Annotated in this window: 13 protein-coding genes; 4 read left to right on the top strand and 9 right to left on the bottom strand. The window is 73.1% G+C overall.

Annotated elements, in window-relative coordinates; genetic code table 11:
* Positions 1–31: 31 nt before the first annotated feature.
* The 5 genes from pflA to ppdK form a co-directional block, all read right to left on the bottom strand.
* Positions 32–817, bottom strand: a complete 786-nt coding sequence (pflA, locus tag OC439_RS25710; RefSeq protein ID WP_262015690.1) for a pyruvate formate-lyase-activating protein — start codon at positions 815–817, stop codon at positions 32–34.
* On the bottom strand, positions 814–3,057 hold the full coding sequence (gene pflB / locus OC439_RS25705) for a formate C-acetyltransferase (protein ID WP_262015689.1): 2,244 nt from the start codon (positions 3,055–3,057) through the stop codon (positions 814–816). The genes pflA and pflB overlap by 4 nt, the downstream gene beginning before the upstream one ends.
* 65 nt (positions 3,058–3,122) lie before the next feature.
* Entirely contained in the window at positions 3,123–4,133 is a 1,011-nt protein-coding gene (adhP, locus tag OC439_RS25700; protein ID WP_262015688.1) for an alcohol dehydrogenase AdhP, read from the bottom strand.
* Between the two features lie 165 nt (positions 4,134–4,298).
* Complete coding sequence (locus OC439_RS25695; protein ID WP_262015687.1) at positions 4,299–4,754, bottom strand: hypothetical protein; 456 nt, start codon at positions 4,752–4,754, stop codon at positions 4,299–4,301.
* Between the two features lie 12 nt (positions 4,755–4,766).
* On the bottom strand, positions 4,767–7,427 hold the full coding sequence (gene ppdK, locus OC439_RS25690; RefSeq protein ID WP_262015686.1) for a pyruvate, phosphate dikinase: 2,661 nt from the start codon (positions 7,425–7,427) through the stop codon (positions 4,767–4,769).
* A 133-nt stretch (positions 7,428–7,560) separates the two neighbouring features.
* Between ppdK and OC439_RS25685 the strand changes: the two genes are divergently transcribed.
* The 3 genes from OC439_RS25685 to OC439_RS25675 all read left to right on the top strand — a co-directional run bounded on the left by OC439_RS25685 (position 7,561) and on the right by OC439_RS25675 (position 10,227).
* The gene (locus OC439_RS25685; RefSeq protein ID WP_194802828.1) at positions 7,561–8,064 is read left to right on the top strand and encodes a GNAT family N-acetyltransferase; all 504 of its coding nucleotides are present in this window, start codon (positions 7,561–7,563) and stop codon (positions 8,062–8,064) included.
* Between the two features lie 9 nt (positions 8,065–8,073).
* Positions 8,074–8,709: a hypothetical protein gene (locus OC439_RS25680; protein ID WP_194802827.1), complete on the top strand. Its 636-nt coding sequence runs from the start codon at positions 8,074–8,076 to the stop codon at positions 8,707–8,709.
* Positions 8,710–8,856: 147 nt separating this feature from the next.
* The gene (locus OC439_RS25675) at positions 8,857–10,227 is read left to right on the top strand and encodes a hemolysin family protein (protein ID WP_262015685.1); all 1,371 of its coding nucleotides are present in this window, start codon (positions 8,857–8,859) and stop codon (positions 10,225–10,227) included.
* Between the two features lie 27 nt (positions 10,228–10,254).
* On the opposite strand, the gene OC439_RS25670 is transcribed toward OC439_RS25675, so the two are convergent.
* The 4 genes from OC439_RS25670 to OC439_RS25655 all read right to left on the bottom strand — a co-directional run bounded on the left by OC439_RS25670 (position 10,255) and on the right by OC439_RS25655 (position 12,617).
* Positions 10,255–10,572, bottom strand: coding sequence for a PRC-barrel domain containing protein (locus OC439_RS25670; RefSeq protein WP_262015684.1), 318 nt, complete (start codon positions 10,570–10,572; stop codon positions 10,255–10,257).
* Complete coding sequence (locus OC439_RS25665) at positions 10,559–10,939, bottom strand: hypothetical protein (RefSeq protein WP_262015683.1); 381 nt, start codon at positions 10,937–10,939, stop codon at positions 10,559–10,561. Before OC439_RS25665 ends, OC439_RS25670 begins: the two co-directional genes overlap by 14 nt.
* The gene (locus tag OC439_RS25660) at positions 10,936–12,162 is read right to left on the bottom strand and encodes an NRAMP family divalent metal transporter (RefSeq protein WP_262015682.1); all 1,227 of its coding nucleotides are present in this window, start codon (positions 12,160–12,162) and stop codon (positions 10,936–10,938) included. The genes OC439_RS25665 and OC439_RS25660 overlap by 4 nt, the downstream gene beginning before the upstream one ends.
* 71 nt (positions 12,163–12,233) lie before the next feature.
* On the bottom strand, positions 12,234–12,617 hold the full coding sequence (locus OC439_RS25655; protein ID WP_262015739.1) for a PaaI family thioesterase: 384 nt from the start codon (positions 12,615–12,617) through the stop codon (positions 12,234–12,236).
* Between the two features lie 107 nt (positions 12,618–12,724).
* Here OC439_RS25655 and tyrS point away from each other — a divergent pair, with 107 nt between their 5' ends.
* The gene (tyrS, locus tag OC439_RS25650) at positions 12,725–14,008 is read left to right on the top strand and encodes a tyrosine--tRNA ligase (protein WP_262015738.1); all 1,284 of its coding nucleotides are present in this window, start codon (positions 12,725–12,727) and stop codon (positions 14,006–14,008) included.
* Positions 14,009–14,508 lie beyond the last annotated feature (500 nt).

Here is a 14,508-nt window from a genome sequence, read left to right as displayed (position 1 = left end):
CCCCGATCCTAGTGGCGTGACGGCGGGCCGGTCAGGTGACGGTGAGACCGCGGGCGGCGAACTGGCCGCGTACCCGGGTCAGCAGGTCGGCATCCGGCGGCTCGGTGTCCGCCAGCGGGAACGTCAGGCCCAGCTCGGCGTACTTGTGGGCGCCGAGCCGGTGGAACGGCAGCACCTCGACGCGCTGCACGGTGGCCAGCCCGGCGGCCACGTCGGCCACCCGCTCCACCTCGTCGACCGCGTCGGTCAGGCCGGGCACCAGCACGTACCGGATCCAGATCGGCGTACCCCGGTCGGCCAGCCGTTGCGCGAACCGCAGCGTCGGCGCGAGCCGGCCGGTGCCGGTGACCCGGCGGTACGTCTGCGGGTTGCCCGCCTTGACGTCGAGCAGCACCAGGTCGGTGGCGTCCAGCAGCGCGTCGTCGGCGCGGACGCCGAGGAAGCCGGACGTGTCCAGCGCGGTGTGCAGGCCGAGGTCGTCGTGGCAGCGGCGCAGCAGTTCCCGAGTGAACGCCGGTTGCAGCAGCGGCTCCCCGCCGCTCACAGTGACGCCGCCGCCCGCCACCTGGATGAACCGGCGGTAGCGGGTGGCGAGTGTGACCATCTCGTCCACCGTGCGGCGGCGGCCGCTGCGGCCGTACCAGGTGTCCGGGCTGTGGCAGTAGCGGCAGCGCAGCGGGCAGCCGGCCAGGAACACGACGAACCGGGTGCCCGGCCCGTCCACCCCGACCGAGGTGTCCCACGAGTGCACCGCGCCCGTGACGGCACCCGGCGCCGCCGGAGTCACCTCCGGCGGCGCGGGCGGGCGGCCGGTCACAGCGACCCGTGGAAGGTCCGCGACACCACGTCGCGCTGCTGTTCCGGCGTGAGCCGGACGAAGTTCACCGCGTACCCGGAGACCCGGACGGTGAGCTGCGGGTACCGCTCCGGGTGCGCCATCGCGTCCAGCAGCGTGGCCCGGTCCAGCACGTTGACGTTGAGGTGGAACCCGCCGGCGTCGGCGTAGCCGTCGAGCACCCCGGCCAGGTTCGTGATCCGCTCGTCGCGGGTGTGGCCCAGGCCGTCCGGCGTCACGGTGCCGGTCAGCGAGATACCGTCGCGGGCCGCGTCGTACGGCAGCTTCGCCACCGACAGCGCCGACGCGACCAGGCCGTGCGTGTCGCGCCCGTTCATCGGGTTCGCCCCCGGCGCGAACGGCTCACCGGCGCGCCGGCCGTCCGGCGTGTTGCCGGTGTGCTTGCCGTACACCACGTTCGAGGTGATGGTGAGCACCGACATGGTCAGCTCCGCGTCGCGGTACGTGCGCTGCCGGCGCAGCTTCTCCGCGAACGTCTCGACCAGCCACACCGCGATCTCGTCGGCCCGGTCGTCGTCGTTGCCGTAGGTCGGGAACTCGCCCTCGACGGCGAAGTCGACGGCCAGACCGGTGGCGTCGCGCAGCACCTTCACCCGGCCGTACCGGATGGCCGCCAGGCTGTCCACGGCGACCGACAGGCCGGCGATGCCGGTGGCCATGAACCGGCGCACCGGGTGGTCGTGCAGCGCCATCTCCAGCCGCTCGTACGCGTACCTGTCGTGCTGGTGGTGGATCACGTTCAGCGCGTCCACGTACGTCTCGGCGAGCCAGTCCAGCGTCCGGTCGTACGCGGCCAGCACCTCGTCGTAGTCGAGCGTCTCGCCGCCCACCGGCGCGGCCGGCGGGGCCACCTGCGTGCCGGTCAGCTCGTCCCGGCCGCCGTTGATCGCGTACAGCAGCGCCTTCGCCAGGTTCGCCCGGGCGCCGAAGAACTGCATGTCCCGGCCGACCCGCATGGCCGACACGCAGCAGGCGATAGCGGTGTCGTCGTCGAACGCCGGGCGGATCAGCTCGTCGTTCTCGTACTGGATGGCGCTGGTGTCCAGCGACACCTGGGCGCAGAACCGCTTGAACCCCTCGGGCAGCCGCGGCGACCAGAGCACCGTCAGGTTCGGCTCCGGCGCCGGGCCGAGGTTGTAGAGCGTCTGGAGGTAGCGGAACGCGGTGCGGGTGACCAGCGGCCGTCCGTCCGCCCCCATCCCGCCGAGCGACTCGGTGACCCAGGTCGGGTCGCCGGAGAACAGCTGGTCGTACTCGGGGGTGCGCAGGAAGCGGATGATCCGCAGCTTGATCACGAAATCGTCGATCAGCTCCTGCGCGCCGCTCTCGTCCAGCCGCCCCTCGGCGATGTCCCGCCGCAGGTACGCGTCGACGAACCCGGCGGTGCGCCCGAGCGACATCGCGGCGCCGTTCTGCTCCTTCGTGGCCGCCAGGTAGGCGAAGTAGAGCCACTGGATCGCCTGCGCGCCTGTGGCGGCCGGGCGGGAGATGTCGAAGCCGTACGAGGCGGCCATCTCCCGCAGCTCACCGAGCGCGCGGATCTGCTCGGCCAGTTCCTCCCGGTCGCGGATCACGTCGTCGGTGCTGCGCCGCTCGTCCAGCGCCGCCTTGAGCGCGCGGCGCTCCTCGACCAGCCGGTCCACGCCGTACAGCGCCACCCGGCGGTAGTCGCCGATGATCCGCCCGCGCCCGTACGCGTCGGGAAGTCCGGTGATGACGTGCGAGCGCCGCGCCGCCAGCACACTCTCCGGGTACGCGTCGAAGACCGCGTCGTTGTGGGTGCGGCGGTACCGGGTGAAGATCTCGTGCACGCGCGGGTCCGGTTCGCGCCCGTACGCCCGCAGCGCCGTCTCCACCATCCGCAGCCCGCCGGCCGGCATGATCGCCCGCCGCAGCGGCGCGTCGGTCTGCAACCCGACGATCAGCTCCCGCTCCCGGTCGATGTACCCGGGTGCGTGCGAGGTGATCGTCGACGGGGTGGCCGCGTCGACGTCGTACACGCCGCGCCGCCGCTCCTCCGGGAACATCTCCCGCAGCCGGTCCCACACGGCGAGCGTGCGCGGCGTCGGCCCGGCGAGGAACGACGCGTCCCCGGTGTACGGCTCGTGGTTGTGGCGGACGAAGTCGGCCACGTCGATCGTCTCCTGCCACGCTCCGGCGTGGAATCCGCGCCAGGGGGCCAGGGGTTCGGTGGCGGTCATGTCGGTCCCTCTCCGGGCGTCGGGGGTGGCCCGGTCCCCGCGGGGTGCGGGGACCGGGGCGGGGGTCAGGGCTGGAGCACGAGCCGGGCGGCGACCCGGCCGGCGAGGACGTCGTCCACCGCGTCGTTGATGTCGTCCAGCTTGCGGGTCTCGTAGACGACCCGGGTACGGCCGGCGGCGTGCAGCGCGAAGACCTCGGCCAGGTCGGCGCGGGTGCCGACGATCGAGCCGAGCACCGTGATGCCCTTGAGCACCGTCTCGAAGACGGGCAGGGTGATCGCGTTGTCGGCGGGCAGGGACACCAGCACCAGCCGGCCGCCGCGCCGCAGCGAGCGGTGGGCCTGCTCGATCACCCGAGGGCTGGCCGCGAGCACGATCGCCACGTCCACGCCGCCCAGCGCGGTGATCCGCTCGACCGGGTCGGTGGTGGCGGCGTCGACGGTGTGCGCGGCCCCCAGCGAGGTGGCCAGTTCCAGCTTCTCGGCGGTCACGTCCACCGCCACCGTCTCGGCGCCGAAGATCTGCGCGTACTGCTGGGCGAGGTGACCCAGGCCGCCGATGCCGAAGATCGCGACCCGCTCGCCCGGCCGCACCCCGGCGACCTTGACGGCCTTGTACGTGGTGACGCCCGCGCAGGTCAGCGGCGCGGCCTCGAACGGGTCCACGGCGTCGGGCACGCGTACCGCGTAGCGGGCCGAGGCCACCGCGTACTCGGCGTGCGCGCCGTCGATGCTGTAGCCGGTGTTGCGCTGCGACTCGCACAGCGTCTCCCAGCCGGTCACGCAGTACGCGCAGGTGCCGCAGGCCCAGCCGAGCCAGGGCAGCGCGACGCGGTCGCCGACGGCGTGCTCGGTGACGCCGGGGCCGACCCGCTCGACCAGGCCGACGCCCTCGTGTCCGGGGACGAACGGCGGGGTGGGCTTCACCGGCCACTCGCCGCGGGCGGCGTGGATGTCGGTGTGGCAGAGTCCGCTGGCTTCGATGCGGACCAGGATCTCGCCCGGGCCGACCTCCGGCACGGGACGCTCGGTGATCTCCATCGGACGGTCGAACGCGGTGACGACACTGGCGCGCATCGGGGGCCTCCTTCTCTCGTTCTCCCCCTCAGCGTCGTCCGTCCGGGAGCGTCCCGGCAGGGGCGCAGGACCGCGGTGACCCGGGACCAACGGCCCCTCCCGTGCGGCCCGGGGAACGGCGGTACGGCCGCCGGTGACGTACCGGCGGCCGTACCCCTGGGGTGCTCAGCGGTCGACGACCAGGCGGCGGGCCCGCAGCAGGCGCGCCCACCAGGGCCTGTGGTCCGGGCGCAGCCGCGGCGCCGGCACGCCGCGCAGGCTGACCCATCCGCCCGGCCCCATGGTGACGGCGCCGACCGACGGCGGGCGGCGCCGCGACCAGACCGCCACGGCGGCGGTGAGCGCGGCGACCGCGAACGCGCCGGTGGCGGCGGCGACCAACTGGTCGGGTTCGACCACACGCCGGTAGCGGACCCGGCCGCCGGCCGCGACGAACACGCCGACCGGGCGGCCGTCGCGGTTCACCGGCACCAGCGCGGCGTCCCCGGGCAGTTCCAGCACCGGGCCGACCGGCCCAGTCGGCGTCGCGGCCGGGGTGGGGACCGGCGTCGCGGCCGGTGGCGGCGCGGGCCGGGGGAGCGGCGTGACAGCCGGTCCGGTCGGGTTGAAGATGGCGGTCATGGTGCTGCCCTCCTAGCGGGAGTCGGACTTCTCGGTGCGGGCCTCGACAGCGGCCCGGCCGGCGGCCAGCCGCGCCACCGGCACCCGGTACGGCGAGCAGGAGACGTAGTCGAGCCCGGCGTCGGCGAAGAACCCGATCGACTCCGGGTCGCCACCGTGCTCACCGCAGACGCCGACGGTCAGGTCCGGCCGGGCCGCCCGCCCCTCGGCGACGGCGAGGCGGACCAGCCGGCCCACGCCGGTGGCGTCGATGCTCTCGAACGGCGACACCGGGAAGATCCCCCGCTCCAGGTACGTGGAGAAGAACGCCCCCTCCACGTCGTCCCGGGAGAACGCCCAGGTCATCTGCGTCAGGTCGTTGGTGCCGAAGGAGAAGAAGTGCGCCTCGGCGGCGATGTCCCCGGCGGTCAGCGCCGCCCGGGGCGTCTCGATCATGGTGCCGACCGGGATGGCCGGTGCATCAGGCACCTCGGCCAGCACCCGCCGAGCCTCGTCCGCCACCGCGACGAGTTCCCGCACGTCACCGACAAGCGGCACCATGATCTCCGGGCGTGGGTCACCGCCGGCCCGGACCCGCTGCGCGGCCGCCTCGGCCAGCGCCCGCACCTGCATCGCGAACAGGCCCGGCACCACCAGTCCGAGCCGTACGCCGCGCAGCCCCAGCATCGGGTTCGTCTCGTGCATCCGGCGCACCGCCGCCAGCAGCACGCCGTCGTGGCCCGGTTCCTCGCCGCGTGCCTGCGCGCCCGCCACCCGGGCGGTCAGCTCGGCGAGCGGAGGCAGGAACTCGTGCAGCGGCGGGTCGAGGAGCCGGACGGTGACCGGCAGCCCGTCCATCGCGGTGAGCAGCCCGAGGAAGTCGGCCCGCTGCAACGGCAGCAGCTCGTCCAGCGCCGCGCCGACCTCGGCCGGGCCCTCGGCCAGGATCAGCCGCTCGACCAGTTCCCGGCGCTCGCCGAGGAACATGTGCTCGGTGCGGCACAGCCCGATCCCGGCGGCGCCGAGTTCACGGGCCCGGCGGGCGTCGTCGGGCGTGTCCGCGTTGGCGCGGACGCCGAGCGTGCGCACCGCGTCGGCGTGCCCGAGCAGCCGGTGCACGGCGGCGACCAGCGGGTCCGCCTCCGGCCGCAGCTCACCGGTCAGGTAGCGGGCCACCGGCGACGGCTGCACCGGCACCTCGCCGAGCCAGATCCGCCCGCTGGTGCCGTCGATCGAGATCACGTCGCCGGCGCGCACCACCTGCTCGCCGACGGTGAACTCGCCGCGCTCGACGTCGATGCCCAGCGCCTCGGCCCCGCACACGCAGGTCCGGCCCATGCCCCGGGCCACCACCGCCGCGTGCGAGGTCTTCCCGCCGCGCGAGGTGAGCACCCCGGTCGCGGCGATCATGCCGGGCAGGTCGTCCGGGTTGGTCTCCGGGCGGACCAGGATCACCGGTCCGTCGGCCGCCGCCGCGGCGGCCGAGTCGAACACCACCCGCCCGACCGCGGCGCCGGGCGACGCGCCGACGCCGACCGCGAGCGGCTCGGGCGCGCCGACGGTGTCGAAGGCCGGGAACATCAGCTGGGCGAGCTGCGCCCCGCTGACCCGGGTGAGCGCCTCGTCCGCGGTGATCAGGCCCTCCTCGGCCAGCTGCGCGGCGATCACGAACGCCGCCGCCGCGGTGCGCTTGCCGACCCGGGTCTGGAGCATCCACAGCCGGCCGCGCTCGATGGTGAACTCGACGTCGCACAGGTCGCGGTAGTGCCGCTCCAGCGTCGCCATGATCTCCCGCAGCCGGTGGAAGCTCGCCGGGTCCAGCCGCTCCAGCTCGGTCAGCGGCACCGTGTTGCGGATGCCCGCCACCACGTCCTCACCCTGCGCGTCGGTCAGGTAGTCGCCGTACACGCCGGGGGCGCCGGTGGCCGGGTCGCGGGTGAACGCCACACCGGTGCCGGAGTCCGGGCCGAGGTTGCCGAACACCATCGCCATCACGTTGACGGCGGTGCCCAGGTCGTCCGGGATGCGCTCCTGCCGCCGGTAGATCCGGGCCCGCTCCGAGTGCCAGGACTCGAACACCGCGCGTACGGCCAGGAACAGCTGCTCGTGCGGGGCCTGCGGGAAGTCGTGCCCGACGTGCCGGACGAAGATCTTCTTGTACGTCTCGACCAGGTCGCGCAACTGCCCGGCGCCCGGCCCGTCCGGCCCGGCGGTGGCGCGCAGCGCGGCCAGCTCGTGCTCGAACTCGTCGGCCGGGATGCCGTGCACGGTCCGGCCGAACATCTGGATCAGCCGCCGGTACGAGTCCCAGGCGAACCGCTCGTCACCGGTGCGGGCGGCCAGCCCGGCCACCGTGGTGTCGTTGAGCCCGATGTCGAGGATCGTCTCCATCATCCCCGGCATCGAGTACCGCCCGCCGGAGCGGACCGCCAGCAGCAGCGGGTCACTCGGGTCGCCCAGCCACCGGTCCAGCCGCGCCTCCACCTCCCGCAGATGCGCGTTGATCTCCTCGTACAGGCCGTCCGGCGGCGCGCCGGTGGCCAGGTACGCCCGGCACGCGTCGGTGGTCACGGTGAACCCGGGCGGCACCGGCAACCCGAGCCGGGTCATCTCGGCGAGGTTCGCGCCCTTGCCGCCGAGCAGGTCGGCCCGGCTGCGGTCACCCTCGATGAAGTCGTAGACGTACTTCGACATGGTCCGGCCTCCTCGACTGCGTCGTTCCACCTCCTTGGTAACCGGGACGGACGGCGGCGCGGCAGGGCCGGACGGGACACACACCGGGCCGGAGGTCCCGAGAGTGTCGGTGGGTGCCCGTATCGTTCCGGCCGTGACGAACGAGGTGCTGCTCCGCCCGGTGCGCGACGACGACCTGCCCGCCTTCTTCGCCCACGAGCAGGACCCGCAGGCGAACTGGATGGCCGCGTTCGGCCCGAAGGACCCGTCCGACCGGGCCGCGTTCGACGCGCACTGGGCGCGCATCCGCGCCGACGAGCGGATCGTCAACCGCGCCGTCACCGTCGACGGCCGGCTGGTCGGGCGGGTCGCCGCGTTCCCGGTCGGCGAGCAGACCGAGGTCAGCTACTGGATCGACGCGGCGCACTGGGGGCGCGGCCACGCCACCGCCGCGCTGCGCGCGCTGCTGCGCGAGGTGCCGCACCGGCCGCTGCACGCCCGCGCCGCGAAGGACAACGCCGCCTCGCTCGCGGTGCTGCGCAAGTGCGGGTTCGTCGTGGTCGGCGAGGACTCCGGGTACGCCCCGTCGCGCGGCACCGAGGTCGAGGAGTACGTGCTGGAGCTGCCCGCCGAGGGGCCTGACCAGGCAGACCGCTAGTCTCCCCGGGTGAACTGGCTGGAACTCGTCGGCTGGGCCGGCTCCGCGCTGCTGGTCTGGTCCCTGCTGCAGACCCGGATCCTGCGGCTGCGCGCGCTCAACCTGGTCGGCTGCCTCATCCTGATCGGCTACAACACCGCGGTGCAGGTCTGGCCGATGGTCGGGCTGAACGTGGTGCTCGCCGTGATCAACGTGTGGTACCTGCGCAAACTGCTGGCCACCCGGCACGACGAGCAGACCTACCAGGTGGTCGAGGTGGGCACCGGCGACGCCTTCCTGGCGCACACGCTGCGGGTGCACGCCGCCGACATCGCCCGGTTCAACCCCGGCTTCCACTGGGACCCGGCCGCCGCCGACCGCTCGGCGTTCCTGGTGGTACGCGCCGACGAGGTGGTCGGCGTGATGCTCTCGCACGCCGAACCGGGCGGCGTGGCCCAGGTCGACCTGGACTACGTGACCCCGCCGTTCCGCGACTTCACCCCGGGGGAGTTCGTCTACCGGCGCAGCCGGCTGTTCACCGACCGGGGTTTCCGCCGGGTGGTCAGCCCGCCCGGCATGATCGCCCCCTACTACCACCGGCTCGGGTTCCGCCCCGAGGGCGGCGCGTACGTGCTCGACCTGCCGGTCCCCGCCACGCACGGGTGAAAGCGGGCACCCGCCGCCCGACGCTCAGTGATCGCACAGGATTCAGGCGCGGGCCCGCGGGGCAACAGAGGGCCACGCCGACCGGATCTACCGGCCGGCGAGTCGGCCATCGGCCGACCCGGATCGGGCCGAGGGAGATAACCGGTCGTGCAGAGCTACTGGAGCCAGCTTGCCCTGGTCGGTGTGCTGGTGATCCTCAACGCGGTGTTCGCCGGCAGCGAGATGGCATTGGTGTCCCTGCGCGACAGCCAGGTGCAGCGGCTGGAGCGCAGCAGCCGCGGCGGACGGACCCTCGCCCGTCTCGCGAAGGACCCGAACCGGTTCCTGGCCACGATCCAGATCGGCATCACGCTCGCCGGGTTCCTGGCCTCCGCCGCCGCCGCGGTGTCCCTGGCCCGGCCGCTCGTCCCGCTGCTGGGCGTCTTCGGCAACGCCGCCGAGACCGTCGCCATCGTCGCTGTCACGCTGGTGCTCACATTCGTCACGCTCGTCTTCGGTGAGCTGGCCCCGAAGCGGATCGCCATGCAGTCGGCCGAGCGGTGGGCGCTGCTGGTGGCCCGCCCGCTGGACGTGCTGTCCAGCATCACCCGGCCCGCCGTCTGGCTGCTGGGCGCCACCACCGACCTGGTGGTACGCCTGTTCGGTCTGGACCCGAAGGCCGAGCCGGACGAGATCGGCCCGGACGAACTGCGCGACATCGTGGCCGGCAACCACGGCTTCACCAAGGAACAGCGCACGATCATCGCCGGCGCGGTGGAGATCGCCGACCGGCAGTTGCGGGCGGTGCTCGTACCCCGGTTGCAGGTCTTCACGCTCGACAGCGGCACCACCGCGGAGGCCGCGCGGCTCGTCCTGGCGGCGACCGGCCACTCCCGGGCGCCGGTGGTCCGCCACGGCGGCCTGGACGAGGCGGTGGGCGTGATCCACCTGCGGGACCTGGTCGGCGTCTCCGACGACCGGCCGGTCGACGAGATCGCCCGCCCGCCGATGCTGCTGCCCGACTCGCTGCCCGTGGTCGACGCGCTGCGCCAGTTCAAGGCCGAGCGCCAGCACATCGCGCTCGTTGTCGACGAGCGCGGCGCGGTCGACGGGATCGTGACGCTGGAGGACATCCTGGAGGAGATCGTCGGCGAGATCTACGACGAGACCGACCGGGACCTGCGCGCCGTGCGCACCGAGGCCGACGGCACGCTGGTGCTGCCCGGCACGTTCCCGGTGCACGACCTGACCGACCTCGGCGTGGAGCTGCCGAACCGGCCGGCCGGCGACTACACCACCGTCGCCGGGCTGGTGCTGATCTGCCTCGGGCACATCCCGACGGTGGCGGGGGAGCAGGTCACCGTGGACGGCTGGGAGCTGTCCGTGGCCGGCGTCGACCAGCGGGCCATCACCGAGGTGCACGTGCGCCGCCACCGCCGCGGCGAGCACTCGGCGGACGACGACGCGGCGACCGGCAGCCCGGACGACGACGCGGCCGACCCGGCCGACGCCCCCGAACTCGACGACGCCCGCCGCTGACCGGCGCCGGGTCTCCCGGTGCCCGGCTCAGCGGTGCCCGGCGGGCGGGCCGAACGGGAAACCCGGCACCGGCGGAAGCAGCTGCACCGCGTCGGCGGGCAGCTGACGGGTGCTCCGCCCGACCAGCCGGGCCACCACCCGCAGCAGCCACGGCCCCGACGGGTGCAGCTCCGGGCCGATCAGCCGGCTGATCACCCGGGTCCACCAGTGCCCGGCGACGATCACGTCGGTGATCCGCAGCCGGTCCGGCGGCCACCCGCCGCGCACCACCACGTCCACCACCCGGCCCAGCCGCCGTCCGTGCAGGTCGTACGCGGTGCGGCCGAGCAGCTCACCCGCTCGCACGGCCGGACCCCGGGATGCGCTCGATCAGGTGCCGGCGCAGCCACGCCTCCACCGGTGACGGCGGCAGGTCCGCCGCCGGGCAGCGCAACCGCACCGCGCTGTCCACCCGGGCGACCTGCGACAGCGGTACGCGCAACGGCGGCACCGGCGGGTCGTCGGTGAACCGGTCCGCCACCGCCACCAGCAGCCGCCCGACCCGCCCGCCGATCCGCTGCCCGAGCGCGCCCTGCCCGGTGAGCAGGCAGTCCACGTACGGATAGCCCGCGTCGTCCACGGCGAACGCGATGTCGTCGACCCGCCCGACCAGCCGCCCGTCCACGTCGACGATCTGCCGGTCGAGCAGCCGCTTGGCGAGCTGAACCCTCATCGCCCCATCCCCGTCATGATCGCCAGTGGGATCGCCGCCACCGACGCCGCGACGATGAGCAGCAGGAACACCGCGCCGAGCAGGTTCATCCACCGCCCGTTGACCCGGTCGCCGAGGTACCCGCGGTCGTTGGCGACCACCAGGATCGGCAGGTACGTCAGCGGCAGCACCACAGCGCTCAGCACCAGCATGTACTCGGTCAGCCGCACCGGGTCCACCGTCGTCATCAGCATCACCACACCGAGCAGCAGACCGACGAGCAGCACGCTGTGGAACCGGGCCGCCTCCCGCGGGCGGACCCGTTTGCCCCACTGCCACCCGAAGTACTGCGCCGCCGCGTACGCCGCCGACAGTCCCGTCTCCAGCGCCGCCCCGAACGTCACCGCGAAGAACGCCAGCACCGCGGCGGCCAGGCCGGCGCCGCCGAGCGCCGTCGCCACCGGCCGCGCCACCTCGTCGAGCGTGCTCAACGACGCCTCCGACGGGTGGTAGGCCACCGTCGCCACGGCGACCAGCGACAACGCCAGGAACCCACCCACCGGGAAACCGATCAGCACGTTCGAGCGGGCCCGCGCCAGGTCCGCCGCGCCCCACCGCTCCTCGACGCCGCCGGAGGAGAAGAAGAACACCTCGTACGGGCTCACCGTCGAGGCGAACAACGCCACCGCCACGAACCAGTACAGCGGCCAGCCGTGCCCGGACGCGCTGACCTGCCACACGCCCTGCCCGAGTTGCGGCCAGTCGGTCGGCAGCGCCACCAGCGCGACCGCGAACACCAGCAGCGCCAGCCCGGCCAGGCCGAAGATCCGTTCCATCAGCTCGAACCGCAACCGCCACAGCACCAGCCAGACCGCCAGCGCGGCCAGCGGCACCCAGAACAGGTGACTCAGCCTGGTCGCCAGTTGCAGCGCCAGCGCCACCCCGCCCAGCTCCGCGGCGAGCGTGACCACAGTGACCAGCCACGACGCGACCAGGTTCAGCAGCGCCACGCGCGGCCCGAGCCGCTCCCGGACCAGGTCGAAAACCGCCCGTCCGCTCACCGCCGCGATCCGGCCGGCCATTTCCGCGTACGCGCAGATGCCGACCACGCCGACCAGCAGCACCCAGGTGTGGGCCATACCGAACAGCGCGCCGGCCTGACTGGCCGCCACCAGGTCACCGATGTCGACGAAGCCGCCGACGGCCGACAGCACGCCGAGCGTGGCGGCGAACAGCTTCCTCACGTCGGGTCGGGAGCGGACGATCTCACCGAGGCGACGATATCGGCGTCAGTGCCCGGTTTTGGGCGAATGCGTCAGGAGGCGGTCAGGTTCTGTAGCCGTACCTGACCGCGCGCCACCAGCCGGCTGTCGGCGTCGGTGATCTCCACGAGCCAGAGCTGCTGGCTGCGGCCCCGGTGCACCGGCGTGCCGACAGCGGTCAGCTCGCCGTCGCGCACCGCGCGCAGGAAGTCGGTCTGGTTCGACACCCCGACGACGTTGCCCTTGTCGCCCAGCCAGAGCGCGCCGCCGATGCTCGCCGCCGTCTCCACCACCGAGCAGTAGACGCCGCCGTGCTGGATCCCGTACGGCTGGTGCAGCTCCGGGCGCACCTTCCAACGGATCACCACCCGGTCCCCGCTGACCTCGTCGAACGTCAGGCCCAGCAGGGCCACGAAGCCACCGGTCAGGTTCGGCATGTCCACCGCGGTTCCTCCTCGCGTTCGACGGCGCCGCCAGCCTAGTCGGCCGTACCTCGGCAAACCCGGTACGGGCCGGGCCCGGTGATGGGGGAGAATCGGTGACCGTGACCGACAGCAACCTCCCGCAGGGGCGGGACTCCCTGACCGACGACCTGCTGTGGCGGGGCCTGATCCAGGACTCGACCGGCCTCGACGAACTGCGCGAGCTGCTCGACGGCGGGAGCACCACCTTCTACGTGGGCTTCGACCCCACCGCGCCGAGCCTGCACATCGGCAACCTGATGCAGGTCGTGATGGCCCGCCGGCTCCAGCAGGCCGGGCACCGTCCGCTGCTGCTCGTCGGTGGCGCCACCGGGCAGATCGGCGACCCGAAGGAGAGCGCGGAGCGGACGCTGAACCCGCCCGAGGTGATCGCCGGCTGGGTCGAGCGCATCCGCGAGCAGCTCTCGCCGTTCGTCACGTACACCGGGGAGAACGCGGCGCAACTCGTCAACAACCTGGACTGGACCGGCGAGATGTCGGTGGTCGAGTTCCTCCGGGACGTCGGCAAGCACTTCCCGGTGAACAAGATGCTCGCCCGCGAGGTGGTCAAGGCGCGGCTGGAGACGGGCATCAGCTACACCGAGTTCAGCTACCAGCTCCTCCAGGCGAACGACTACTTCGAGCTTCACCGCCGGCACGGCTGCCGGCTCCAGTACGGCGGCTCCGACCAGTGGGGCAACATCACCGCCGGGGTGGACTACATCCGGCGGCGCGGCGCCGGGCCGGTGGAGGCGTTCACCACGCCGCTGGTGACCAAGGCCGACGGCACCAAGTTCGGCAAGAGCGAGACCGGCACGGTCTGGCTCGACCCGCAGATGACCAGCCCGTACGCGTTCTACCAGTTCTGGGTCAACGCCGACGACCGCGACGTCAGCCGCTACCTGCGGTACTTCAGCTTCCGCTCCCGTGAGGAGCTGGAGGAGCTGGAGAAGGCGACAGCGGAACGCCCGCAGGCGCGCCTGGCCCAGCGGGCGCTCGCCGAGGAGCTCACCACGCTGGTGCACGGTGAGCGGGAGATGGCCCAGGCGGTGGCCGCGAGCCAGGCGCTGTTCGGGCGCGGCTCGCTCGACGAGCTGGCCCCGGAGACGCTGCGCGCCGCGCTGACCGAGGCCGGCCTGGTGCACCTCGACGAGCTGCCGGACGTGGCCGGCCTACTCAAGGAGTCGGGCCTGGTGCCGAGCATGAAGGAGGCACGGCGGGTCATCGCCGAAGGCGGCGCGTACGTCAACAACACGCGCATCTCCGAGGTGGACGCCACCGTGTCGGCGGACGACCTGCTGCACGGCCGCTACCTCGTACTGCGCCGGGGCAAGCGCTCGTTCGCGGGCGTCGAGCTGCGCGGATAGCTGCCTGTCGACTGTGTGACGCGGGACGCGCCCAGCGGATTTGACGATCGCTCGGCTGGGCGCGTAACTTTCTCTCTGCCAGCGCGGAACGGACGAAACAGGGCGAAAGACCTGGAAGGCCGGAGCGCAGGACCTGAGAACCGGGTGGTGCCCCGGATTCGCCGGGAGGCGGATTTGGCGAGGCGGAACCGACCGGGTAAGGTTGTCGGCCGGTAGGGAAACGGACGAGCCAGCGGGAAACCGCGGGCGGTCGGCCTACCGAATTCCTCGGAACGACCGGCGGAAGCCGGTTGAATCGGGGTGCCCGGTAAAAGGGTGATGCGCGAAAAACCGGTGGACACCGATTTGACGCCGCAGAAACCACCGGGTAACGTAGTAGAAGTGCCCGGCGCGAGAGCGGCGGGTGAACGAACGAAATACCCCGGTCGGGGTTCCACGGTGTGGGGCTTCTGGTTGGTGTGTGGTTGTTCTTTGAGAACTCAACAGGGTGCTTGTAAAGC

It is taken from the genome of Micromonospora sp. Mcm103 (assembly GCF_024519755.1).
GTDB classification, from domain to species: domain Bacteria; phylum Actinomycetota; class Actinomycetes; order Mycobacteriales; family Micromonosporaceae; genus Micromonospora; species Micromonospora aurantiaca.
This window is presented reverse-complemented; position numbering and strand designations above follow the sequence as displayed.

Bases quoted from the DNA above. Each gene is read 5' to 3' on its own strand.
- pflB (WP_262015689.1), bottom strand. From the start codon at position 3,057: ATGACCGCCACCGAACCCCTGGCCCCCTGGCGCGGATTCCACGCCGGA.
- adhP (WP_262015688.1), bottom strand. From the start codon at position 4,133: ATGCGCGCCAGTGTCGTCACCGCGTTCGACCGTCCGATGGAGATCACC.
- OC439_RS25695 (WP_262015687.1), bottom strand. From the start codon at position 4,754: ATGACCGCCATCTTCAACCCGACCGGACCGGCTGTCACGCCGCTCCCC.
- ppdK (WP_262015686.1), bottom strand. From the start codon at position 7,427: ATGTCGAAGTACGTCTACGACTTCATCGAGGGTGACCGCAGCCGGGCC.
- OC439_RS25665 (WP_262015683.1), bottom strand. From the start codon at position 10,939: ATGAGGGTTCAGCTCGCCAAGCGGCTGCTCGACCGGCAGATCGTCGAC.
- OC439_RS25655 (WP_262015739.1), bottom strand. From the start codon at position 12,617: ATGCCGAACCTGACCGGTGGCTTCGTGGCCCTGCTGGGCCTGACGTTC.